Source organism: Clostridium mobile (assembly GCF_018918285.1).
Classification (GTDB): domain Bacteria; phylum Bacillota; class Clostridia; order Clostridiales; family Clostridiaceae; genus Clostridium_AW; species Clostridium_AW mobile.
The window spans coordinates 1-21,785 of the sequence record NZ_JAHLQF010000001.1 but is presented as its reverse complement, the minus strand read 5'-3'; the positions used below and the strand labels follow the sequence as shown (position 1 = coordinate 21,785).

The following is a 21,785-nucleotide window of genomic DNA, read 5'->3' as shown; positions in this document are numbered from 1 at the left end:
TCTCCTTTATTCTTTCCTATTTTCAAGAATATTTTTTAAATCTTCTATTTCTTCATTAGATAATTTTTCATTTTTAACAAAATTGACTAACATTAAATTTAATGATCCATCAAAAACTTTTTTTAAAAAAGACTTGCTTTCTTCAGTTCTTAATTCCTCCTGTGAAACTAAAGGATAGCATATATAAGGTGATGTACCCTCTTTAATCCCCACTGCATTTTTCTTTACTAATCTGTTAATTAAAGTATAAATGGTAGTGCTACTCCAATTTGTAGTAGATTTTAATGCCTCAACTATTTCTTTAGAAGTTATATTACCTTTATCCCATAATAGCTTCATAACTTCCCATTCTGCATCAGATATTTTAGGTAAATTACTCATATTTCCATCTCCTCTACACTTGTAGAATATATTTACATTCTACAAGTGTAGAATGTAGTTGTCAAGAACAATTTAATAGATATTACCAATATCATATTAATTTTCAAAATGAATTCCTCATAACAACAATAAATTAAAATGCTGATCTTGAATTATTATCATCAAAATCAGCATTTTAATTTAAAACTTATGAAAATCATTATACATTCTACTTAGATCATTAAAATCTATACATTATTACTTGAATAATTTCTTAAACATCTTAAATACATCTTTATTAGTTTTCTTATTTATTCTTTTTAGAATGTTTTTTCCAGGCTTTTTTCTCCATCGTTTTGAGAATTTCAAAACATCTTTAAACGTATCTCCTTCTAATAAACCTTTTCTTTGAGTTGTTTTCTTTTTTAAATCCAAACTTCTAAACGCAAATTTCATACCTACTCACCTTTTTTACATTTATTAGTATATTATTCATATAGGTAGTAATTTGCTATAGTATATTATAATTGTTAAATATAATATTATTTTATTACAATGTTTCCACCTTTATTTTTTGCTTCGTATAAATTTTGGTCTGCGAAGTTTAATATCTCTTCAGCGGTAAATTTCTCTTTATGCATAGTAAAGACACCAAAAGATACGGATAATTTAATTTTTTCATCTTTATTTCTTATTATTTTTTCTTCAATATTCTTTCTAACTTCTTCAGCAATAATAAAAGCCTCATGATTCTTTGTGTCGCTTAAACATATTATGAACTCATCTCCTCCATATCTCGCTGCCCATCCTAAGTTAGGTGGAAAGGAACTTATCAAAGTATCGGATATTTCTTTTAAAACTAAATCACCTATTTGATGTCCAAATGTATCATTAATTAATTTAAAATTATCAATATCAGATATTATTATTGATAAAGGTTTTTCCTCAACCATAGATTTTATAATATCTGCTGGTAATCTTTCATTTATGTACCTACGATTAAAAGTTTTAGTTAGAGAATCTTTTACTACCATATCATTCATTTCCACTAAAGTATCCTTTAAGTTATAACCTTTTTCATATTCTCCATTACCTATTATCATTGATTCAGTAGTATCCTTAAATAATTCTAAAACAATTGTATTATCTTTTGTTTCAATGGGTATAGCTGTAATCATAAATAATTTATCAGTAGTATGTTCTAGCTTTATAAAGGTTTCATTTTCTATATATGCTCTTATTGAGATACAATTATCACAAATATTTTCCTTATCCCAATAAGAAAAACAAACATCTCCTGTTTCTTCAATTCTCTTTCCATAATGATTTATAACCTTTTTCTTCAGTGGGTCAACAATTCTCAGCATATCGTACATTTTATTAAAAAAGTTCAAGTTTTCGTCCAATGCTTTAATATCTATAGAATTTTTCATTAAATCACAAACTTCCTCTCTATATTGCTAAAGAAATTATTTTATTTTTGTGCAACCATTGATATATAAATTACAATATATTATACTTAAGTTTACAGTGTTTTAATTAATATGATTTTATCCACGTTTTAAAAGCCTATAGATGATTTAATTTCTTATTTATAGCGCTTTCACTTGCTCATATCTAAAACAATCTTTAATATGATCATTTATCAATCCAGTAGCTTGCAAATGGGAGTATATTATTGTTGGCCCTAAAAACTTAAATCCCCTACTTTTTAAATCCTTACTTATCTCTTCAGACAATTTAGTTTTAGCAGGTACTTCTGTCTCATTTGTCCATAAATTATTTATTGGCTTATATTGAACAAACTTCCATATATAATCACAGAAACTCCCGAATTCTTTTTGAATCTCTAAAAATTTTTTAGCGTTATTTATTGAAGCTCTTATTTTTCTTTCATTCCTAATTAGTCCTTTATCCCCCAGTAGAGCTTCAATTTTTTCCTCATCAAAATTTGCTACTACGCTAGGATCAAAATCACAATATGCTTTTCTATAGTTTTCTCTTTTTCTTAGTATTGTTATCCAACTAAGTCCTGCTTGAGCTGATTCCAATACTAAAAATTCAAACTGTTTTCTATCATTTAAAACTGGTACACCCCATTCTTCATCATGATATTTTATATAGAGCAAATCATCTTTACACCAAGAACATCTCATTGTTCTACCCCCTATTTATGATTAATGCTTTATTTTTAAATTAAATTTTACAATATATATGAATTCGTATTATTTTACCGTTGTGCAACAACTTTACAACTAAATTATACCATGGATTACTATTTTTTATAGTGGGTTTTCACGGAATTGAGGTCTGAACTAATTTTTTAAATAAAAGAGAGGCTACACCTTAAAATAATTTTTTTAACTATTTTAAGGGAGCCCCTTTTTTATTATTTTAATATGTCTTTATTTAGTTCAACTGGTGAGGATATGTCTATAGGTCCAAACAGATTTATTTTTTTTCCTTCTATAGCTATTTCAACCTTTTCTATGCCAAAATCCTTATATGTTATTAGTGTGTTTGCTAAAGAATATAGCATTAATTGTGATGATGTTATACTACTGTAATTTCCATTTAACTCTTGTGATAAATTTTTAGTAAAATTTACTTTAGCAATCTTATCTTTAACTTCTATATCAATTACTTTAGTATTCTCAGGGAATACTCCAAATATTTTTGATCCTTTTGGTCCCATGATTAATTGTTCTACTACAGCTTTAGGAGTTGGATTGTTAATTTTTCTAGTTTCTCCAACTAGATACTCTGCATTTTCATCTGAAAAATATAAAACTACTTCCTTTTCTCCATTTGTTTCTTTATTTGTTTCTTTTTTATTCTCTTCTTTCTTTTCTTCAGGTTTTGAATCTTCTTTTTTATCTGTAGAAACTTCTACAACTTCTTTACTATTATTTTTTTCATTATTTTTATTGTTTTTACCACAAGCAACTAGATTAAAAGATAATAGTAAAGATAATAGTATTAATGATACTTTAATTTTGTTTTTCATATTTTACTCCACTTCCTTTGCTTAGTTTTGTTTAGAAAATACTACACCAATTGATTATAACATAGTTAGTTATAATATTCATATTTGCAAAAGAGCATTTACGATAATCTAAACTAAATTTCAGTTAATAACTATTTAAAACTTTATATTTTATTAGTTCATTTCGTAAATTTATTGGATTATCAAAAAGTATAGTTTCAAATCCTAGTTTTTTAGCACTTTCTATGTTATCTTTTGTATCATCTATAAATATAGCTTCTTTTGGATCAATATTATATTTCATAATAAGTTTTTCATAAATTTCATTTTCTGGCTTAAGTAAATTTTCTTTAAAAGAAATTATGCCTCCATCAAAATAATGAAAAAAATTATACTTTTTTATTACATTTTCATATGCAAGCAAATGAAAATTAGATAGAGCTAATGTTTTATAACCTTTTAACTTAACTTCTTTTAAAATTTCCACTGACTCCTTTATAGGAGTAAGCAATTCATACCAATTTTCCATGCAAAGCTTGATTAATTTTTTATTATTTAAACTTCTATTATATATTCTATCTATGGCTTCCTCCTCTGTTATATCTCCCCTATCAAGAAATCCACTCTTCACTTAGAAATATTTCTTTGTATACTTCTTGAACCTTAATTTCATCAGGGATCTTGCTGCTTAAGTATTCTATAGGTTTAAAGTTTAATAGTACATTTCCTAAATCAAATATTATAGTCTTAATCATTTTGTCCTCCTATTTTATATAATGAATTACATACTTATGCTTTACCATTTTAATATTATTGTATAATAAATTTTATAGTATAACAATTGTTTATTATCCATAATATTCCAAAAACAAAAGACTCTCAGCTTAAAAATCTGAGAGTCTTTTTATTTATTTTGATCTATGATACTCTTCTAATAAATCTTCAATTACATGTAAACATCTACGTCCTTTACAAGCACCAGTGCCTGCACCTGTAACACTTTTAACCTGTTCTAATGTTCTTGCACCTGATTTTATAGCACTTTTAATAGTAGCTCTATTTATATTTTTACATACACATACTTTTTTCAATTTATCCATTAGTTCTTCATTTACATTATTTTCCATATATTTTCCTCCATGCAAATTTAATAATTATTATCCAATAACAATTATTATATCATTTATTTTTAAAATTATAAATATCTATCTTATAATATACCTACATATAATAAACAATTATGCTAATGTAATTGTTTATTATAATCAATTAGCTTATAGTAACAATTGCTATTATTGCTAATACTATTTGACAAGGGATACATATGAAAACACTTTATTTTAAATAACCTAAGCTGTTTTAGGGAACATTAAAAATGAGGTGATTCTCAATGTTAAAAAAAGTAGTAGTTCTTTTAATTACGTTTATATTAATATCATCAAATGTTTCTGCTAAAACAAATATAGATATTGAGATTTTTGATATAAGTAAAGAAAAAGTTATAATGAAAGTTCCATCAAATCCTACAATACAAAAGGAAGTTCAAAATTATATTGAAGGAATAGAAAGTATATATTCTAAATTCAATCCTATTCCTGATAAAGGATACATGATTAAAATTCCTGTAGAAAATCCAATAATGATACAAAATCAATTTCTTAATACTTTTGTTGATGTGGTGATTATAATATTCCCCCAAGAAGAAGAACCATATTTAATGGTTTTTGATGATAAAGATAGAATGATTTTTTTTAGATTTCAAGGAAACACTGATGCACTTATAAAAAATCTAAATTTTAATCCAAACACCTTAAGATAAAAGTATTATAATTCTCTGCAACAGCTTTAGCTTATATCAACTTGATATAAGCTTTTATCTACTATCTAGTAGAATAAAATCTGTATCCACTTAATGAAAGTAATACTTGAGAAGGAAGATAGAATATCCATATTAATATTCCTGAGGTATTATGTAATAGTGTAGGCAACTCTCCTGATAAATTCACTAATCTTGTTATGTTATATAGACCTACGTTTATATCACCTAATAGAAAAAGCAGCATAGCTAATAATATCATATATTTATTTGGAGATGGGTATATGTCGTTTTTGCAAGCTTTTATAGCTCTTGTGATACTTATAATTAAACATAATAAATAAAAAAATGCTGCTGCAAATAATAGATCAAATTCTATAATCCAAAAATTAACCATTAAATATACAATTATTGTAATATAGGATATAGTTATAAATCTTAAAAGTGTTAATTTAACTTCAGTAGATTTATATCTAATGGAGTAAAGTATTTGAACTATGCAAAAGAAAAATACTCCTAAAGTAAAATAATCTCGGATAAGGAGACATAAATCTGCAAGAACAGTAAAAAAAAGTCCCCCTTGAAGTAATAATAAATCTCTCCTATTAAAGGAATCCTTACCTGTCATAAGGGATATTATAAAACAAAGTATTGTACATATATATTTAATACTATCAGATGCTATAAATATCCCTACATTAAACAGATCCATATATAGAAATAAAAAATACAATATACAGATTAATACTAACAAAACTTTAAGAAGTAAAGATTTAAGAGCTAATAAATTATAACCTACATTTTCCATTTTTACCACCATGCACTAATAAAAATTTTCATTTCCTTTATTGTGTGCATGATGTGACTTAATTATTTAATTTTTTCTTGAATACTCATTAAATCTTTTAAATAATTGGTTAAACTTAATTTAACCCTTTCCATATCTTTTAAAGTGTCCTCTGTAAACTTTCCTGATTCTACTAAAGCATTTGAAGTCTTTACTATGTTTTTTAGATAATCACAATATTTTTCATGAATAGAATTTAATTCTTCCTCATGAGGTAATTTTAGAACTTCTTTTAAATATCCGTTGAGTTTCTTATTTTCCCCTTTAAACTTTTCGAATGATTTATTGTCTATAGATTCTAAACTATTATCGATTGATTTTTTTATCTTTCCTGTATAGTCATATAGCTGTTTTGTATAAATAGCATTAGCCTTTGTTGAATTAAATATATCTATTGGGCCTTTCCCATCAATAACTCCTTTTATTACAATAAAAGCAAAAAGCGCTACTAAAACAAATATAATAAACTTAGCTACCTTTTTAATTAGGCATACCACAATACTTATAATAAGTATAATTATCAATATAAATAATATTTTATCTGTATTCATATGTAATATATTCCCCCTTCTTTTTTATGATTTTACTTAATTATGCCTATATTATAACTCTTTAAAGAAGTATATAATAATAAAGTATACCATAATTAAGCTTACTATTTTAAGGATTATATTCTTAAAAATACTTTAAAAATCTATAAAAAAGTCGCCTATGGACTAACATTCCATGGCGACTAACTTAAGCTTAAACTAAATTGCTACTGTTATTTTAAACTTCCATAATAATGGGAAGTATAATTGGCCTTCTTTTTGTTTTTTCATACAAAAATTTTTCTAAAGATTTTTTCATATTAGCTTTTAACACATACCATTCAATAATTCTATTGTCTAAACAGTTCTCCAGCTCTCTTCTAACAATTTCTTTTGATTCATTAATTAAATCCTCTGATTCTTTTGCATAGACAAATCCTCTAGTAATTATGTCTGGACCTGCTATAATATTATAAGATTCTCTTTCTATAGTTGCAACTATAGTAATCATCCCGTCCTGAGCTAGATGTTTTCTATCCCTAAGTACTATATTTCCTACATCACCTACCCCAAGTCCATCTACAAATACAGACCCTGTAGGAACTCTTCCTGCTATTTTAGCCTCTTCACTAGATAACTCTAAAACTTCACCTGTTTCTAAAATAAATATATCTGATTCCTCCATACCTAGTTTTTTAGCTAAATTAGAATGATGTCTCAAATGTCTATATTCACCATGAACAGGCATGAAAAACTTAGGGTGAACTAATGCATGAATTAATTTCAGCTCTTCTTGATAAGCATGACCTGATACGTGCACTTCTTCCAAATCTTCATAAATTACGTCCGCACCTTTTTTATATAGCTGATTAACTACTCTAGATATTAATTTCTCGTTTCCTGGGATCGGCGATGCTGAAATAATAAACAAATCTTTTGGCTCAATGGTAATTTTTCTATGAGTAGAAAAAGCTATTCTTGCAAGGGCTGACATAGGTTCACCCTGACTTCCTGTAGTTATTATTGTTACTTGCTCATTAGGATAATTATTTATTTCATCTACTGTTATAATATCACCTTCTGGTATATGAAGATATCCTAACTCCATAGCTAACTGTGATATATTTTCCATACTCCTTCCGCTGAAGGTTACCTTTCTTCCATACTTTACAGATGCATCTATTATTTGTTGCATTCTATGAATGTTAGAAGCAAAGGTGGCCACAATAACTCTTCCTCTAGCATTAGAGAATATTCTAGTTAAAGTTTCTCCTATAGCTCTTTCTGAAATTGTATGCCCTGGACGTTCTACATTAGTACTATCGGCCATAAGCAATAGTACTCCCTGTTTGCCTAAACTTGAAATTCGCTCTAAATCAATAACTGATCCATCGATAGGTGTATAATCTATTTTAAAATCACCTGTATGCAATATTACGCCTATTGGTGTGTGAATTGCCATGGCACATGAGTCTGCTATACTATGAGTAACTCTTATAAATTCTATATTTAGCTCTCCTGCTTTGACGGTATCTCCAACCTCAACCGTGTTAAGCTCACAATCTGAGTCCATACCATGTTCCTTTAGTTTGTTTTCAACTATGCCTAATGTCAATCTTGTACCATAAATAGGTACATTAAGCTGTTTTAAAATATAGGGCAAAGATCCTATATGGTCTTCATGACCGTGAGTTAAAAAAATCCCTTTAACCTTATTTGAATTTTCTAGTAAATAGGATATATCAGGAATTACTAAGTCTACACCATACATATCCTCATCGGGAAAGGACACACCACAATCTATAACAATAATCTCATCTTTATATTCAATAGCTGTTATATTTTTACCAATTTCTCCAAGTCCCCCTAAAGGGATGATTTTTATATTACTATCAATTTCACTTTTCACTGGACTGCCTCCTTCTTAACTTTTTAAAATTAAACTTTAAACATCTTATTAATTTCATTTCTTATATTTTGCCTTCCAGTGGTGAATTTAATTCTCTTTATTATTAAAACTTTTTTAAAATTTTTATACAAACATCTATTGATTTTATAAATTTAATATAATTTTAGATATATTCTTTATAATATTTTTAAGCTATGTAGAATATATCATGAAGAACTTTTCCATCTACCACTTCACTTTTACGCCATGAGCTCTCATCATTAAGAACTTGCCATCTTCTTTCATCTTTTATGTAATTCCAGTCTTTATCATTTTGATAGAATACTTGAATGTCTGATGCTTCCAAAATATTTAATATCTCATTATCATGGTAATTGTACTCATCATAATCCGTTAAAGCTCTTTGAGCCATTTCAGAATAGCATTTATTTAACTCCAATAAAAGATTATTAATATCCTCTCTAAGATTTGTTATATTTAATCCTATAGACTTTGCCTCTCTTGATGTTATAGGATAACCATGAGATGGATAATCTCCATTTAAATGATTGCTTATTCTGTTACACTCTTCTTTATCATTCATGTGATATGACAAAATTTCCTTGCATATTTTAATGGAAAGAGAGCTAGATCTATCTAATGCTCCAATAACAAGAGGGTGAACATATTTAAATATATCTGAATAAGGATTTCCATGATGTTCTTTTGAATTATTGTCCCAAAGTTTAATAATTCTATAAAGCTCATCTTGACTTACTCTCACTCTTCTATTGTCACGCTCATCTATAGGAGCTAAATTATGCATTATAGATGAATCTATTGCTGTAAGAAAGGATAAAGGTCCCATGGAAATTTCATTAGCACCCAATGCAATCATTGTGGCTGATGAAGCACATTCTAATGGAATAAGTGCAGTAACATTATTGCTATAAGTCCTTATAAGATTTACTATTCTTAAAGCTGCTTCCACATCTCCTCCATCGGATTTAATAAAAATTGATAGTTTCTCATTTTTACCTATTTTTTTAAATATTTCATAGAGAGCTAATACGTCATTTTGACAAACTCCTCCTCTTTCTGATGTCCAATAAACGATCATCTTATGCCCCAACATATCTTCAATTTTGGATACTAAATGTTGAGTTTCTTGAAATAAAACCGGTGGTTGCTTGATTCTTATCTCATTTTGATTAGAATTATTTTCATCACCTATTTTTATTTACTCTTCTTTTATATTTTTATTACCTTTAAAAAACATAATAATCCTCCTAATATATGTGTTTCTATTTATCTTTATAATGGTTTTACAATTACTCAATCTCTGCTCTATTTCCTGCTGCATGTTCCCTACCAGGATTCATATCTACTACTATTCTTTGGGGTTCTACTAAAGAAAATTCATGTTGACATTTCCATTTTCCTCCCCGTTCTGTGCCTTCTACAGTATGTCCATCTTCTATTACATCTCCATTTTCAAACAAGTAATATGCATAATTATATAAAATAGATCCTATTTTTCCTGGATCTAAGTCAATAAAGTGACACTGTAAATCTGGAATTCCAAGAGCTGCTAATCCCACTGTATCCATTAACATTTCGTTTTCAGATCCATTGCTAATATTGAAAAATCTCACATTTACAGCCCCATATAGATGCCCTAAATTTGACGAATCCTTCTGTGATTCAATATAGCTAATTGGATTAACAATTTGTCCACTAGGGACCCAATGAATTGCGTTACAAGGAAACTCTTCTAAAATAGCAACTAAAAACTTCTGGAATAGTTCTAATCTAGATTGATATTCTAAGCCTGCTGCCATCATATCCGAAACTAAAATTGAGTATTTACAATTTTCAATTGCTTCTCCTGCTTCTCTCCATTCCCATGATTGTTGAATACTACTTTCAAAAGACTTCAATTCAATAACTTTATCAGTTTTAGCAATAATGCATTGTGCTGGAACCCTCTTATTATCTTTATACTCCACAAGATAGTCTTCAAAAATAAATGCTAATAAACCTTTATCTTTTGTTTCAGTTAGTATTTCTACATTCTCACAGCTTTCTCTTAATTTTTTTAATAGCGCATCTGCAGAAAAATTAGGCATTTTCTCATAGAGTAACTCAACATTATATGTTGGTCTAAATCCATCCTCTATTATTTCTTCTTCTACAATGTTATCCTCTTTTTCTTCGTTTTTTTTCTTCCAATTAAACATAATATTTACTCTCCTTTTAATATGCTGAATAGCTTCCACTAAACAGATTAATTCTATTTAAATGTATACCATTGTTCCTGTTTTAATATACTCTATCCTATCCCCTAAAATACTCTTTAATGTTTTGTATGCTTTTTCTCCAGTACAATGTCCTGTATATACTTTTTCTATATTCTCAGAAATAATCTTCTCTGTAATTATGTTAATCTCATCTTGTGAAGCACTTAATGACTTTATTATTGGCAATTTAATTAGATGAAAACCACCTATGATAGCTTTAATATTTACATTAGGAAAGGCATTCTTAGATGCTTGTATCATATTGGCAGCACCATTGTGGGAACAGCCTGTAAATATACATATTCCATCCTGCTCCTTTATAATCATAATTAATTCATGCTTAAATTTATCTTTGGTTAGTTTATCTTCTTCTCTAGAGTATAAATAATTATTGCCTTTAGGGGTCTTATAACATTTATCTATATCTGTAATAATATAAACATCCTCAGCTATTTCACTAAAACTATCAATATAATTAATTCTATTAGAGTACTCCTCAAACACTTTTTTATCAATTCCAACGCTTTTATTAAAAAACATATAATGAAAATAATAATCTTTTGAAGCTTCTCTTTTCATATATATCTTCGCTTTATTGTTTATTTTCAAAAATGATAAAAGCCCTCCTCCATGATCACAGTGTCCATGAGAAATCACTACAATGTCGATATCTTCTAAGGAAAGTCCTAATTTTCTTGCGTTGGTAATAAATGCATCAGTTCTACCTGTATCAAAAAGTATACGTTTATTATCTTTCTCTATATAAAGACATAATCCATGCTCATTAAGTAAATCCTTTGAATCATTATTTATATTTTCTATAAGTGTAATTATTTTCATGAATTTCTCCTTCACAAAATATGATTAATGTATATATTTTTTATTTTAATAAATTTAAATTTCATTTTCTCCTTATAAATTTTGCTTTAAAAACCACCCATTAACTAGGTAAATCAAAGTATCATAGTGTTCAAGAAAACTATGATCGGCACCATTAATAATCTCTAACCTAGAATCCTTAGAAATCAGTAACATGCCATTTCTAGATCTCTTATAAAGAAGATTTTCTTCTTCATCATTATTACCATGAATTATTAAAATAGGACAGCTAATATCTTTTAAAAGTTCTTTTTGATTGATCAATTCAAAATCCATAAGCATTTGTTTATCAATTATAATTTCTTTTCTTACTCCTTCAGATAAATATTCTGTTATATATCCTTTTTCTTTTAATTCTTTCATTTGTTCCTTTGTAAAAAATTCATACCAATCATACTTCATTGAATCAGTTAAGGCTCCCGATAATACCATTGTTATGATTTCTGGAGTATAACATTTTAGACAAATAAGACTACCCAAGCTATGACCATATAAAGCAATCTTTTTATACCCTTTTGACTTTGCAAATGCAATTGCTGAATTCAAATCATCAACCCTTTTATCTACAGTTAAACTATCATCGTCACTTTCTCCACAACCACTAAAATCAAAGGTTAAAACACTATATTCAGATTCATTGAGTACTTTTGCTAATCTCTCAAACCTTCCTTTTGAATATTTATCAGACAAAAATCCATGACACATTATAATTATCGAAGGAGAAACAGATGGATAAAGATTTCCTATCAAAGTTAAATTTCTAGAATTTTTAAATTTTACTCTTTCCAATATTCCTTCCCCTTTTCCCTATATTAAAGTATTAATAAATTTGGATATATAAAATTATACTTATCACTAATAACTCTTTAATATTTAAGTGTGTTTAGAATTTCAGATATTTCTGATTTCATATTTAGAAAAGTATTTATTTCAGGATGGTTTTCATAGAACCCTAAGTCTGTTGTACCACCTAAAAAATAAGTTATACCATTTATTTCATAATATTTTTCACATCCATAGATTGAGTCATACATAGTTTCATCTAATTCCTCTGTCTTTTTAATTATAGTAAAAAGCATTCCTATGTCATCCTCTACTTTTTCTTTTGGTTTAAAGTAAACCTTAACGCTTGTATCATCTTCTACAATTCTGTATTTGTCCTTCCAGCTTTCAGGGAAAACAAGTGAAAATCCAAAATTATCACTTTTAAATTCATCTACTTCTACAGTTACTCCAGTTTTAGATCTATAGTCTTTTGTTTCATTTTGATTAGAAACTTCTTTTCGTGCACATCCAATTGTAGATATTAATGGTATAATAATCAAAATACTTATTAATAGCTTTTTCATATTTTTCCCCCTTTAACTACTGATCTTTTTAAAATTTCTAAAGAAATTTGTGAATTTTAAAACTATGATTTTCTCCTCTAGGTCATGTATACTCAATGCAAATCAAAGAATTTAATAATCAACTGTTAATCATTCAGTTAAAAAGTACTTATACCTTCCAATGTTTTCTCTATTGCATTAAGATATTTACTGATTTGATTCTCCTTAAGAATTCTAAAATACAATCCTCTTAAAAAATTTTTAGTATTCATGTAAATATTGTAATCTTCATCTGGATATTTCCTTAATTTTATATCTCGTCTAAATCCCTTAATCCAACTTATTATTTCACAATCGGTAAGTATCTTTCTCTCTAATGCATTCATTACCGCTGTTATCATACGCTCATCTTTATCATTAATATATACATAATAGTTTACTACTACTTTTTCATGAATTATATTAAGAATTTCTATTAAGCCTTCTCTACCTATTTCTGTACATTGTACCATCTCATCTAAGGCATCTGCTCCATGGGCAACGCTATGTGCCCATCCTTTTCCATCTATATACCCTCTTAGATCCTTTTCCTCCTTCATGTAGTAGATTAATTTATCTTTTACTCCATCTAAGTCTTCCTTAGTTAAAAAACCATTTTTTCTATGTGCATATAAAACCACTGCTACTATTAGCATTGAAAAACTTCGAGTAAATACTGAATCATCAATACTTCCTATATTGTAAAATAAATGCCTTTCATCCAAGCTTATTGTTAAAATCTTATATAATTCCTCAGCGTTAAATATATCATTTACCACCCAATTGGACATAATAGAGTATATTAATTCATCTCTTAATTCACTGTCATTATCTCCTACGTAATTTAACATCTCCAATGCCAATTGAAATGCATTGTCTTCCTTATCTAGTTTATATCCTTCATCTTTTATTTTTCTTAGTTTTTCTACTAAATGTTTTTTATTCATAGACATATACGTTAATCCTCCTTATTATATATACAACCTCATTACTTATATCTAAAATATTATCCGTGGATCTGATTCTTTATTATTCTGTTTATGTGTTCTTTATTTTCATTTGGAACTTCAACCTCTCTATTAATTAGCCATTTATATGAAAATAATTTTGTTTCTACCCTTAAAATTAGTTTATTGTCTACCCAATTAAAGGACTTTGTTTTCTCCCACTTATCAAAGATACCTGATATATAGATTCCATCTTCATGTAGTTTAATTAGTTCCTTTCTATTGTAAATATCATTATAAACTTGACTTAATAATAGTGAAATAACAAGTATAACAATAGAAATCATTACTTTTAAATAACTTTGCGGAGAATAGGAAATGATCATTTCCCTTGATTTTATAATTCTATAAAAATCTAATAAATTTTCATATTCCATTATCATTAGTAAAATCATAAAAATTGAAGGAAGTGTCCTTACTAATATCTTTCCAATATCGTTTATGGATAAAGTATACTTTACTTTTAAGAGAACTTTATCACATTTTCTTCTTCTTATTATTGTACGAATAAGATTAATCAAAATTAAAAAGCTAAACAAATAAGCAATTAAAATTACTTCCTTGTAAGACTTAAATAATTTAGAAATAAATACCACAACCCATCTTATTTAATTTTTTATAATTTTATTAAACAAACTTTCTCATTAATAAATTCTGACAACTCTTTTATTAGCTTTCAAGTATGTTTTAACATTTTAGTCAAGAGCTTTAGTTACATTATAATCCATAATATAGAATAATTACATATAAAAATAGCTGCCAATTAATATGACAGCTATTCTAAAGTTTAAGTATTATATTAAATTAATCAACGCTTGTATAACCACTTATATAGTGAATATGACCATCTACAAAAGTTACCTTAGTTTCAAAGCAATGATAATGACATCCACAAGCTAGATTGATTGCTGGACCTGTTTTTGTCTCATAACTATGCTCATGATCGTCATTAAAAGTTGTAACACCTTTCATGCAATGGTTATGAGGTACTCCACTTTCAGCTTTATCAGTAACTCCTCCATAATGGTGAATATGTCCCTGATTGTATGTTGTCGCACCTGAGTAACTGTGGGAATGTTTTGGCATTGAAATTCCTCCAAATTTATTTATACGTAAATAATATATGCTTATTTTACTTATATTGTTACTTATTGTGAAGTTAAGATGATGTATAAAAAATTAAATTTTACAGATAATATCATATGTAATTAATACTTTTATACAGGAGGTGCTTAAAATGAAACCAGAGAAAATGAGTCGTCCTAATGAAGGAATCAAATGTGTTGTTAATACTTGTCACTATTATATGTCTGGTGACCATTGTTCAGCAGAAATGATAGAAGTTCAGCCCAAAAATGCAAGTAATACACAAGAAACAGATTGTGCAACATTTATTACAAAAGACCAAGCGAATATGTAAGTTTTAATGATATATCATTATGCCAATGTTAAGTCTCTTTCAAATACCGTATTATTCAGTAATGAATTTTACGGTATTTTTATATCCTTCTTCAAAAACAATTTCAACTTCTTTATGAATATCTTTAAATTGAAATCCTAATTCTCTAGCTCTTTCATTGCTTAAAGTATATCTATGAAACCCATTGAATGCTCCTATAATATTTCCATGATTTTCTTCTGAAAAAATATAGATTCTGCCAATCTTTTTCCTTCATTGTAAGTAAAATCTTCCCTTTCTCCATATTCAATTTCATAATTATATGGATTAAATTCTTCTTCTTGTAGATTTAAACCTTCATCATAAACGGACAATGTAGATATAAAAATATACTTACCTACTTTTCTCTTAAAAATGTCACATGCAGTTAATGCTGCATTAGGGCTATAACATATATTATCATAAATAATATCGTGGCAATAGTTACATCATATTCATTATCTATAAGAGTTTTTACTAAATCCTTACCAAAGAATCTAGTTCCTCCAAAAACTAAGACTTTACTCATAAAAATCTCTCCTTTTTTATTAAGTAGAGTAAATATATATCTTTTAATCAGTTATGCATAGTTTGTGGTTCAAGTAAATACATGTATATAATTATATTTTTTTCTTCATTTTTTATAAAAATTAATGTTATAATTTACTATATAAATTAAGTTGAGATATGAGGGAGATAAACTATGTTTAATTATAAAACTTTAGAAAATATAGATATAAAAATATTGCATATAGCATTCTTAAATGCATTTTCTGATTATGAAGTAAAATTAGACTTGCCTCTTTATAAATTTAAACAAATGCTTAAAAGAAAAGGTTATTCTCCTGAACTTTCCATAGGTGCATTTAAAAATGAAGCTTTGGTGGGTTTTATTTTTAATGGACTTAGAAACTGGGATGGTAAAGCAAGCATATATGATTTAGGTACAGGTGTTATTCCAGAGTATAGAAAACAAGGAGTAACAAGCAATATGTTTGACAATATGCTAAAACTCTTAAAACAAAGAAATATAAAACAATATTTGTTAGAAGTAATTCAGTCTAATATAGCAGCTTTAGAACTTTATAAAAAACAAGACTTTAAAATCATAAGAACTTTTTCCTGTTTTCAGCTAGATAAGAATATCTACAACTCATTATCAACTTATAAAGTTGAGCATATTGATGAAATTGATTCAACTATTTGGGATCAGTTAATTAAATTTTGGGAGATTACACCTTCTTGGCAAAATTCCATTGATTCTATCAAGGCTCTACCAGATTCATTTACATATACAATTGTAAGCTTAAACAATACCATTGTTGGCTATGGTATTATTGATAAAAAAACAGGAGATATTCCTCAAATAGCTGTAGATAGTAATCATAGAGGCAAAGGAGTTGGAGAAAGTATCTTAACAAATTTAATAAGCAGCACAGAATCTAATAAGATCTCTATCATTAATGTGGATGACCAATCTACAACATTAAAAAACTTCTTATACAAATCAGGTTTTAATAACTACATTAATCAATATGAAATGCTTTTAGAGTTGTAGATTGTATATTCTGGATTATATCTTACATTATAAATATATTTATATTTCGCTATCTTAAAGCAATTTTTATAGCAAAATAAATTAAAATTATTCCTATTGTATAGTCAATTAATTTTAAAACTTTAATATTTATAAATTTTTTAATGTATTTGCCCGACAAACTAGTTATTGCTAAAAATATGATTGTTGCCGACACACATCCAATAGAATATATAACTATATTAAATATTCCTATAAGCTTATTTGCCGCTATAAGTGAAGCAAAGGTTCCTGACCAAAATACTATTGTTAATGGATTAATTAGTGTTAATTTTAATCCATTAATAAAACTATTACTTTTATTCTTGTTTTCAAAAGCATCTGATTTTTTATTCGCATTTCTTATATAAGTTAAACCAAAATAAATTAATACTATCATTCCTAATATACTTATTATTTTATGCAAGTATTGAACTTTAAACAATGTTGAAATTGCAGTAAAGGAAATACAAATATAAAATGCATCTACTAATGCAACTGCAAAGGTCATTTTTAACGCTTCTGAAAAACCCTCATTTATAGATTTATGCAATACAGCAAAGAATACAGGACCAACAGATAATTGAAGCATTAGTCCTAACAAAAATCCTTGAAAGAAAATCACTACTCCTGCCCCCTTACAAATTTATCTCTTCGTTTAATTTTCTTTAATTTAAATTAAATATTTTATAAACTCTCCGCTATGTTCTATAATAAAAGCTATTAATATACCAATTAATATTGCCTTTATATGCATTGGTCTACTATAATGTAAATCCTTTTTGTAGTAAGGATTAAAAAAGGAAAATGCATCTGTTATTAAGCATAAAACTACAAATATTACTCTTCAATCTATCCAATAAAACTGTTAAACCACTGCATTTCCATCATTTTTATAGCTCTTTGATTTTTCATAATATAATCTTTCCTTCGATTGTTATTACGGCTGCTCCTCCTACTTTAATAATACAATTTTCTTTCGCTCCTTCTATTTTAATAATTATTTTGCTTGGTCTGCCCATATAATGTCCTTGTTCTGATGTTATAGTTATGTTATTTTCATATTTAAGAATATTATTTTTTACAAGATATGCGCCCATTGCACCATTTGATGTTCTAGTAGCCGATTCTTCATTAATCCCGACTAAAGGAGCAAAATTTCTACATGATACTGTTGAGTCTTTCTCTTCTGTTTCAAGTGTAAAAACATGTACTCCTATTACATCTAAATTCTCACAATACTCTTTTAGCTTTTGATTATTAGGAGAAATTGATTTTAATGCTTTCAAACTTTTCACTGGTAACATAATATCTTTTAATCCTGTAGAAACTATCTCTGGAACAACATCAAAATTTTCTATACCAATGTCCTCAATGCTAATTCCCATAATTTTAGCTAAAATATCCTTCTCTTTAATTTTCGAAACAAATTCAGGTTTTTTTGAGTCATTAGCACTCTTTGAACTCTATTATTATTAAAAAATAATTCAACAGGTAATATACCTGCCTTTGTTTTTTGTCTAACAACTTTTACATTGTTATTACCTTGTATTAATCCTTTTGTACCTAATAGAAAAAAGGAAGCGATAGTAGCATGTCCGCATAAATCTACTTCTCCAGTTGTAGTAAAAAATCTTAATGTATACTCTGTAGTATCATTATCCGAAGGAAAAACAAATGCTGTTTCTGATAAATTCATTTCTTTTGCAATCTTCAACATTTCTTCTTCATTTAATCCTCTGGCATCTAGTACAACGGCCGCAGGATTGCCTCCATACAAAACTTCTGTAAAGGCATCTACTTGGTATATTATTTTTTCCATCTTCTTCTCTCCTCAAAGTGTTTTGCAAAGTTAATTTTATAACTATTTAATTTTTGATATTAATTTATTATATAACTTTATCATATGAGGTTCATTAGAATATGCATTCACTTCTTCTATAGGTATCCATTTAACATCACTATTTTCATCTGCTTTTACTATCAATAATTCATTTTCATCCCCTTCAAGCAAATAAGCAACTGATAAATGTAAATGAGCAGATACATATTTTCCTCTTTTCATATGTCCCAACACAGGCAGTATGTCCAATGAAAAAATATCCTCTATAACAGGATGAACATTATCTATTCCTGTTTCCTCTTTTACTTCTCTAATTGCAACTCCTAATAAATCTTCTTCACCGTCTGCGTGGCCCCCTGTCCATGACCATGAATTATATATATTATGGTGTATCATCAATACCTTATCTTTTGTTTTATTTACTACAAAGGCTGAACTTGTTATATGTGCAATCTCGTTATCCCTAGTTAGAATATTATCTAAAGTATCTATAGAATACAAAATTATTTCTTTATCCTTTTTCTCTTGTTCATTGTAAGGCTTATATTCTTTTATTTGTTCAATCCAATTCATATTTTCTCTCATTCAAGCATATTTCCTTCCATAATTTCTCGTACCTTTTTCTTACTTAAAGAATTTAATACTAATTCATATGACATATCTATCATTTGCTTTAAAATATCATCAGGTACATCTCCATCTAAATATACTGAATTCCAGTGTTCCTTATTCATATAATATCCGGGAATAATATGTTCATATTTCTCTCTTAAAAGTTGGCCAAACATTGGCTCACATTTCAATGTAATAATAGCTTTTTTATTTTTATCGCCACCTTGCATAACGAACATTTTTCCACCAATAAGGTATCTTGTCGCATTCCATTCTACCTTTAAGTCCTTTTCTGCTCCTTTTTTAGAAATGCAGTATTCATCAAGCCATCCGTATTTCATGTAAATCCTCCCTAATAAATTTTTTCAGACGATAGTAGTTTCCTATTTCTATTATAAGTAAGGCTTAAACCACAGCCATATAAAGATAATATTAATAACGGCAAATGAAGTATTCCCATTAGATACAACTCTGGGGAGAATACAAACCATATAGTACAATTCAATATACCAAAAATAAGCCCTACAAAGGATGAAACCCTAAATAATTCTATATTTATATTGGGGAAAAACAAAATAAGTATTCCTAATATTGTAGGTGTTACAAGGCAATAAGCTGTTGCTGATTCATTCAACATAATATTTTTAATACTAAAATCCCATATTAGTTCACCTGTTTGGGTAAAACTTAGTGGAAATAGTATAGAGAGTACCATCAAGGGAAGAACCCATAACCTTGCTTTGTTTAAATTATTATGTGCAAAATTATTAGTAGGTTTAATTAATTCCTTAATCCAAAATACCCCAACTAAACTCATAATTATTGTGTTCCCAATAATCCAAACAAATCCATATTCCTCTGTCATTGCCATGCTTTGAAATATACCTATCAAAAACATGGATAAGATTGAATATGCTGCAACAATACGTGCTGATTTTTCACCTATTAAAAATGGAACTATTAAAGTACATAATAATAACAATTTTGCAATGGGGAATAAAGCGCTAATGGAACTAGATAATGGAAACCTTAAAGCAGTAGAAATAACATTACTTATTTCATTTGGTGAAACTTTAATTTGACTATATGGTGGTATCATAAATGTAACCCCTAAAAGTAATATATAAAACCACCATTTTGATGTAATGTTTTTTTTCATTTACTACCAACTCCCTACATAATATATGATTTTTATATTTCTATCCTATTTTACTCCTCTATATCTATAATTTTACATCATAATCTTTAAAAAATATAGCCCTATCCCTTACAATAAACAGAGGTAGATTGGCTATATTACAATTCACAATCTTATGTGCTTGTACATAACATATTATTGAATATAATTCTATTAATGAGGGAGAAATTTATATGGGATACTATGTTAAAGTAGAACCCGACGTAAAAATTTATGTAGAAGATGTTAACCCTAAGGGCAACAAAACAATCTTGTTTATACACGGTTGGCCAGCAAACCACAATTTATTTGAATATCAATTTAATCAGCTTCCTAAAAAAGGATATCGATGCATCGGAATGGATATTAGAGGGTTCGGTAATTCCGATAAGCCTTGGGAAGGATACGACTACAATAGATTGGCTGATGATGTTAGATGTGTGGTTGAAGCACTAAAACTAAAAGATTTTACACTTGCAGGACATTCTGTGGGTGGAGCAATTGCAATTCGATATATGGCTCGCCATAATGGTTATGGTGTATCCAAACTCGCCCTTTTCGCTGCTGCCGCTCCTAGTTTCACTAGGCGTCCAAATTTTCCATATGGATTGCCAAAGGAAGAGGTAACTAAACTTATCCAGGGAACATATACTGACCGCCCTAAAATGCTACAAGGATTTGGAGACATGTTTTTCTTTCAAAATACAACATGCCCTTTCTCAGATTGGTTCTTCCAATTAGGACTACAGGGAGCAGGTTGGTCAACTGCTGCGCTTGCTACCACACTTAGGGATGAAAGCTTATTTCCTGATCTAGGAAAAATTTGCGTTCCCACTTTAATTCTTCATGGTATTCATGACAAAGTTTCTCTATTTCCGTTAGCTATTGTGCAAAATAGAGGAATTAAAAACTCTAAACTAGTACCGTTTAAATATAGTGGTCACGGATTGTTCTGGGAAGAGCGTGATAAATTCAACATGGAATTGACGCAATTTATTGAAAACTAAATTATTTTATAAAAATACCGTATTACTCAGAAATGATATGCTCCCCTTGAGGTAGACAGATTAAAAAATAAAAATCTGTCACTAGAAAGGGGAGTATTTTTATGTCCAGAAGAACTAAATATACAGCAGAAGAAAAGTATGAAATTTTAATG

At 27.9% G+C, this 21,785-nt stretch carries 31 protein-coding genes; 4 read left to right on the top strand and 27 right to left on the bottom strand.

The genetic code is table 11. From position 1 onward, the window contains the following. Nucleotides 1-6: 6 nt before the first annotated feature. From KQI86_RS00145 to KQI86_RS00115, 8 genes are all read right to left on the bottom strand, one after another. Nucleotides 7-381, bottom strand: coding sequence for a BlaI/MecI/CopY family transcriptional regulator (locus KQI86_RS00145; protein ID WP_216437135.1), 375 nt, complete (start codon nucleotides 379-381; stop codon nucleotides 7-9). A gap of 237 nt (nucleotides 382-618) precedes the next feature. After that, complete coding sequence (locus KQI86_RS00140) at nucleotides 619-816, bottom strand: hypothetical protein (RefSeq protein WP_216437134.1); 198 nt, start codon at nucleotides 814-816, stop codon at nucleotides 619-621. A gap of 86 nt (nucleotides 817-902) precedes the next feature. After that, on the bottom strand, nucleotides 903-1,793 hold the full coding sequence (locus KQI86_RS00135) for a GGDEF domain-containing protein (RefSeq protein ID WP_216437133.1): 891 nt from the start codon (nucleotides 1,791-1,793) through the stop codon (nucleotides 903-905). A gap of 159 nt (nucleotides 1,794-1,952) precedes the next feature. Further along, on the bottom strand, nucleotides 1,953-2,516 hold the full coding sequence (locus KQI86_RS00130) for a DNA-3-methyladenine glycosylase I (RefSeq protein WP_216437132.1): 564 nt from the start codon (nucleotides 2,514-2,516) through the stop codon (nucleotides 1,953-1,955). Nucleotides 2,517-2,749: 233 nt separating this feature from the next. Continuing rightward, nucleotides 2,750-3,367: a GerMN domain-containing protein gene (locus KQI86_RS00125; protein ID WP_216437131.1), complete on the bottom strand. Its 618-nt coding sequence runs from the start codon at nucleotides 3,365-3,367 to the stop codon at nucleotides 2,750-2,752. Between the two features lie 124 nt (nucleotides 3,368-3,491). Further along, entirely contained in the window at nucleotides 3,492-3,977 is a 486-nt protein-coding gene (locus KQI86_RS00120) for an HAD-IA family hydrolase (RefSeq protein ID WP_343216123.1), read from the bottom strand. Then, the gene (locus KQI86_RS20455) at nucleotides 3,958-4,101 is read right to left on the bottom strand and encodes a hypothetical protein (RefSeq protein ID WP_343216122.1); all 144 of its coding nucleotides are present in this window, start codon (nucleotides 4,099-4,101) and stop codon (nucleotides 3,958-3,960) included. The genes KQI86_RS00120 and KQI86_RS20455 overlap by 20 nt, the downstream gene beginning before the upstream one ends. A gap of 153 nt (nucleotides 4,102-4,254) precedes the next feature. Continuing rightward, nucleotides 4,255-4,473 (bottom strand): (2Fe-2S)-binding protein, encoded by a 219-nt coding sequence (locus KQI86_RS00115; RefSeq protein ID WP_216437130.1) that lies wholly within the window; start codon nucleotides 4,471-4,473, stop codon nucleotides 4,255-4,257. A gap of 263 nt (nucleotides 4,474-4,736) precedes the next feature. Between KQI86_RS00115 and KQI86_RS00110 the strand changes: the two genes are divergently transcribed. Then, a complete protein-coding gene (locus KQI86_RS00110) occupies nucleotides 4,737-5,165 on the top strand; it encodes a hypothetical protein (RefSeq protein ID WP_216437129.1) in 429 nt (142 codons plus the stop codon). A 61-nt stretch (nucleotides 5,166-5,226) separates the two neighbouring features. Here KQI86_RS00110 and KQI86_RS00105 read toward each other — a convergent pair whose 3' ends face one another. From KQI86_RS00105 to KQI86_RS00055, 11 genes are all read right to left on the bottom strand, one after another. Then, nucleotides 5,227-5,970, bottom strand: coding sequence for a lysoplasmalogenase family protein (locus KQI86_RS00105; protein ID WP_216437128.1), 744 nt, complete (start codon nucleotides 5,968-5,970; stop codon nucleotides 5,227-5,229). Nucleotides 5,971-6,032: 62 nt separating this feature from the next. After that, nucleotides 6,033-6,560, bottom strand: a complete 528-nt coding sequence (locus KQI86_RS00100) for a hypothetical protein (protein ID WP_216437127.1) — start codon at nucleotides 6,558-6,560, stop codon at nucleotides 6,033-6,035. 217 nt (nucleotides 6,561-6,777) lie between these two features. Then, complete coding sequence (locus KQI86_RS00095; protein ID WP_343216121.1) at nucleotides 6,778-8,448, bottom strand: ribonuclease J; 1,671 nt, start codon at nucleotides 8,446-8,448, stop codon at nucleotides 6,778-6,780. Between the two features lie 187 nt (nucleotides 8,449-8,635). Then, nucleotides 8,636-9,562 carry an ATP-dependent Clp protease proteolytic subunit gene (locus KQI86_RS00090; RefSeq protein WP_281417140.1) on the bottom strand — a complete coding sequence of 309 codons (927 nt, stop codon included), beginning with the start codon at nucleotides 9,560-9,562 and terminating at the stop codon, nucleotides 8,636-8,638. 196 nt (nucleotides 9,563-9,758) lie between these two features. Next, nucleotides 9,759-10,667, bottom strand: coding sequence for a DUF4261 domain-containing protein (locus KQI86_RS00085; protein ID WP_216437125.1), 909 nt, complete (start codon nucleotides 10,665-10,667; stop codon nucleotides 9,759-9,761). Between the two features lie 57 nt (nucleotides 10,668-10,724). Beyond that, nucleotides 10,725-11,567 (bottom strand): MBL fold metallo-hydrolase, encoded by an 843-nt coding sequence (locus KQI86_RS00080; protein ID WP_216437124.1) that lies wholly within the window; start codon nucleotides 11,565-11,567, stop codon nucleotides 10,725-10,727. Between the two features lie 72 nt (nucleotides 11,568-11,639). Continuing rightward, nucleotides 11,640-12,395 carry an alpha/beta hydrolase gene (locus tag KQI86_RS00075; protein WP_216437123.1) on the bottom strand — a complete coding sequence of 252 codons (756 nt, stop codon included), beginning with the start codon at nucleotides 12,393-12,395 and terminating at the stop codon, nucleotides 11,640-11,642. 77 nt (nucleotides 12,396-12,472) lie between these two features. Beyond that, nucleotides 12,473-12,955 carry a hypothetical protein gene (locus tag KQI86_RS00070; protein WP_216437122.1) on the bottom strand — a complete coding sequence of 161 codons (483 nt, stop codon included), beginning with the start codon at nucleotides 12,953-12,955 and terminating at the stop codon, nucleotides 12,473-12,475. Nucleotides 12,956-13,092: 137 nt separating this feature from the next. Continuing rightward, complete coding sequence (locus KQI86_RS00065) at nucleotides 13,093-13,926, bottom strand: DUF2785 domain-containing protein (RefSeq protein ID WP_216437121.1); 834 nt, start codon at nucleotides 13,924-13,926, stop codon at nucleotides 13,093-13,095. 53 nt (nucleotides 13,927-13,979) lie between these two features. Beyond that, nucleotides 13,980-14,519, bottom strand: coding sequence for a hypothetical protein (locus KQI86_RS00060; protein ID WP_216437120.1), 540 nt, complete (start codon nucleotides 14,517-14,519; stop codon nucleotides 13,980-13,982). Between the two features lie 265 nt (nucleotides 14,520-14,784). Further along, nucleotides 14,785-15,066 (bottom strand): YmaF family protein, encoded by a 282-nt coding sequence (locus tag KQI86_RS00055; protein ID WP_216437119.1) that lies wholly within the window; start codon nucleotides 15,064-15,066, stop codon nucleotides 14,785-14,787. A 151-nt stretch (nucleotides 15,067-15,217) separates the two neighbouring features. Here KQI86_RS00055 and KQI86_RS00050 point away from each other — a divergent pair, with 151 nt between their 5' ends. Next, complete coding sequence (locus KQI86_RS00050; RefSeq protein WP_216437118.1) at nucleotides 15,218-15,400, top strand: DUF1540 domain-containing protein; 183 nt, start codon at nucleotides 15,218-15,220, stop codon at nucleotides 15,398-15,400. 194 nt (nucleotides 15,401-15,594) lie between these two features. On the opposite strand, the gene KQI86_RS00045 is transcribed toward KQI86_RS00050, so the two are convergent. Both KQI86_RS00045 and KQI86_RS00040 read right to left on the bottom strand, forming a co-directional pair. Beyond that, on the bottom strand, nucleotides 15,595-15,753 hold the full coding sequence (locus KQI86_RS00045) for a hypothetical protein (protein ID WP_216437117.1): 159 nt from the start codon (nucleotides 15,751-15,753) through the stop codon (nucleotides 15,595-15,597). A 53-nt stretch (nucleotides 15,754-15,806) separates the two neighbouring features. Then, nucleotides 15,807-15,947 (bottom strand): hypothetical protein, encoded by a 141-nt coding sequence (locus tag KQI86_RS00040; RefSeq protein WP_216437116.1) that lies wholly within the window; start codon nucleotides 15,945-15,947, stop codon nucleotides 15,807-15,809. A gap of 174 nt (nucleotides 15,948-16,121) precedes the next feature. Here KQI86_RS00040 and KQI86_RS00035 point away from each other — a divergent pair, with 174 nt between their 5' ends. Beyond that, nucleotides 16,122-16,976 carry a GNAT family N-acetyltransferase gene (locus KQI86_RS00035; RefSeq protein ID WP_216437115.1) on the top strand — a complete coding sequence of 285 codons (855 nt, stop codon included), beginning with the start codon at nucleotides 16,122-16,124 and terminating at the stop codon, nucleotides 16,974-16,976. Nucleotides 16,977-17,025: 49 nt separating this feature from the next. On the opposite strand, the gene KQI86_RS00030 is transcribed toward KQI86_RS00035, so the two are convergent. From KQI86_RS00030 to KQI86_RS00010, 6 genes are all read right to left on the bottom strand, one after another. Beyond that, the gene (locus KQI86_RS00030) at nucleotides 17,026-17,619 is read right to left on the bottom strand and encodes a LysE family translocator (RefSeq protein ID WP_216437114.1); all 594 of its coding nucleotides are present in this window, start codon (nucleotides 17,617-17,619) and stop codon (nucleotides 17,026-17,028) included. A gap of 286 nt (nucleotides 17,620-17,905) precedes the next feature. Beyond that, nucleotides 17,906-18,382, bottom strand: coding sequence for a PhzF family phenazine biosynthesis protein (locus tag KQI86_RS20280; RefSeq protein ID WP_281417139.1), 477 nt, complete (start codon nucleotides 18,380-18,382; stop codon nucleotides 17,906-17,908). An 8-nt stretch (nucleotides 18,383-18,390) separates the two neighbouring features. Then, nucleotides 18,391-18,816, bottom strand: a complete 426-nt coding sequence (locus KQI86_RS20275) for a PhzF family phenazine biosynthesis protein (protein ID WP_281417138.1) — start codon at nucleotides 18,814-18,816, stop codon at nucleotides 18,391-18,393. A gap of 42 nt (nucleotides 18,817-18,858) precedes the next feature. Next, nucleotides 18,859-19,410 (bottom strand): NUDIX hydrolase, encoded by a 552-nt coding sequence (locus KQI86_RS00020; protein ID WP_216437113.1) that lies wholly within the window; start codon nucleotides 19,408-19,410, stop codon nucleotides 18,859-18,861. An 8-nt stretch (nucleotides 19,411-19,418) separates the two neighbouring features. Further along, nucleotides 19,419-19,790, bottom strand: a complete 372-nt coding sequence (locus tag KQI86_RS00015; RefSeq protein ID WP_216437112.1) for an MmcQ/YjbR family DNA-binding protein — start codon at nucleotides 19,788-19,790, stop codon at nucleotides 19,419-19,421. Nucleotides 19,791-19,801: 11 nt separating this feature from the next. Next, on the bottom strand, nucleotides 19,802-20,608 hold the full coding sequence (locus KQI86_RS00010; protein WP_216437111.1) for a hypothetical protein: 807 nt from the start codon (nucleotides 20,606-20,608) through the stop codon (nucleotides 19,802-19,804). 212 nt (nucleotides 20,609-20,820) lie between these two features. Here KQI86_RS00010 and KQI86_RS00005 point away from each other — a divergent pair, with 212 nt between their 5' ends. Further along, nucleotides 20,821-21,633 (top strand): alpha/beta fold hydrolase, encoded by an 813-nt coding sequence (locus KQI86_RS00005; RefSeq protein ID WP_216437110.1) that lies wholly within the window; start codon nucleotides 20,821-20,823, stop codon nucleotides 21,631-21,633. The last annotated feature ends 152 nt before the right edge of the window (nucleotides 21,634-21,785 follow it).

Coding starts and splice junctions, on each gene's coding strand:
- KQI86_RS00145 (WP_216437135.1), bottom strand. CDS start 381: ATGAGTAATTTACCTAAAATATCTGATGCAGAATGGGAAGTTATGAAG.
- KQI86_RS00140 (WP_216437134.1), bottom strand. CDS start 816: ATGAAATTTGCGTTTAGAAGTTTGGATTTAAAAAAGAAAACAACTCAA.
- KQI86_RS00135 (WP_216437133.1), bottom strand. CDS start 1,793: ATGAAAAATTCTATAGATATTAAAGCATTGGACGAAAACTTGAACTTT.
- KQI86_RS00130 (WP_216437132.1), bottom strand. CDS start 2,516: ATGAGATGTTCTTGGTGTAAAGATGATTTGCTCTATATAAAATATCAT.
- KQI86_RS00125 (WP_216437131.1), bottom strand. CDS start 3,367: ATGAAAAACAAAATTAAAGTATCATTAATACTATTATCTTTACTATTA.
- KQI86_RS20455 (WP_343216122.1), bottom strand. CDS start 4,101: ATGATTAAGACTATAATATTTGATTTAGGAAATGTACTATTAAACTTT.
- KQI86_RS00115 (WP_216437130.1), bottom strand. CDS start 4,473: ATGGAAAATAATGTAAATGAAGAACTAATGGATAAATTGAAAAAAGTA.
- KQI86_RS00110 (WP_216437129.1), top strand. CDS start 4,737: ATGTTAAAAAAAGTAGTAGTTCTTTTAATTACGTTTATATTAATATCA.
- KQI86_RS00105 (WP_216437128.1), bottom strand. CDS start 5,970: ATGGAAAATGTAGGTTATAATTTATTAGCTCTTAAATCTTTACTTCTT.
- KQI86_RS00100 (WP_216437127.1), bottom strand. CDS start 6,560: ATGAATACAGATAAAATATTATTTATATTGATAATTATACTTATTATA.
- KQI86_RS00090 (WP_281417140.1), bottom strand. CDS start 9,562: ATGTTGGGGCATAAGATGATCGTTTATTGGACATCAGAAAGAGGAGGA.
- KQI86_RS00085 (WP_216437125.1), bottom strand. CDS start 10,667: ATGTTTAATTGGAAGAAAAAAAACGAAGAAAAAGAGGATAACATTGTA.
- KQI86_RS00080 (WP_216437124.1), bottom strand. CDS start 11,567: ATGAAAATAATTACACTTATAGAAAATATAAATAATGATTCAAAGGAT.
- KQI86_RS00070 (WP_216437122.1), bottom strand. CDS start 12,955: ATGAAAAAGCTATTAATAAGTATTTTGATTATTATACCATTAATATCT.
- KQI86_RS00065 (WP_216437121.1), bottom strand. CDS start 13,926: ATGTCTATGAATAAAAAACATTTAGTAGAAAAACTAAGAAAAATAAAA.
- KQI86_RS00055 (WP_216437119.1), bottom strand. CDS start 15,066: ATGCCAAAACATTCCCACAGTTACTCAGGTGCGACAACATACAATCAG.
- KQI86_RS00050 (WP_216437118.1), top strand. CDS start 15,218: ATGAAACCAGAGAAAATGAGTCGTCCTAATGAAGGAATCAAATGTGTT.
- KQI86_RS00040 (WP_216437116.1), bottom strand. CDS start 15,947: ATGAGTAAAGTCTTAGTTTTTGGAGGAACTAGATTCTTTGGTAAGGAT.
- KQI86_RS00035 (WP_216437115.1), top strand. CDS start 16,122: ATGTTTAATTATAAAACTTTAGAAAATATAGATATAAAAATATTGCAT.
- KQI86_RS20280 (WP_281417139.1), bottom strand. CDS start 18,382: ATGGGAATTAGCATTGAGGACATTGGTATAGAAAATTTTGATGTTGTT.
- KQI86_RS20275 (WP_281417138.1), bottom strand. CDS start 18,816: ATGGAAAAAATAATATACCAAGTAGATGCCTTTACAGAAGTTTTGTAT.
- KQI86_RS00020 (WP_216437113.1), bottom strand. CDS start 19,410: ATGAATTGGATTGAACAAATAAAAGAATATAAGCCTTACAATGAACAA.
- KQI86_RS00015 (WP_216437112.1), bottom strand. CDS start 19,790: ATGAAATACGGATGGCTTGATGAATACTGCATTTCTAAAAAAGGAGCA.
- KQI86_RS00010 (WP_216437111.1), bottom strand. CDS start 20,608: ATGAAAAAAAACATTACATCAAAATGGTGGTTTTATATATTACTTTTA.
- KQI86_RS00005 (WP_216437110.1), top strand. CDS start 20,821: ATGGGATACTATGTTAAAGTAGAACCCGACGTAAAAATTTATGTAGAA.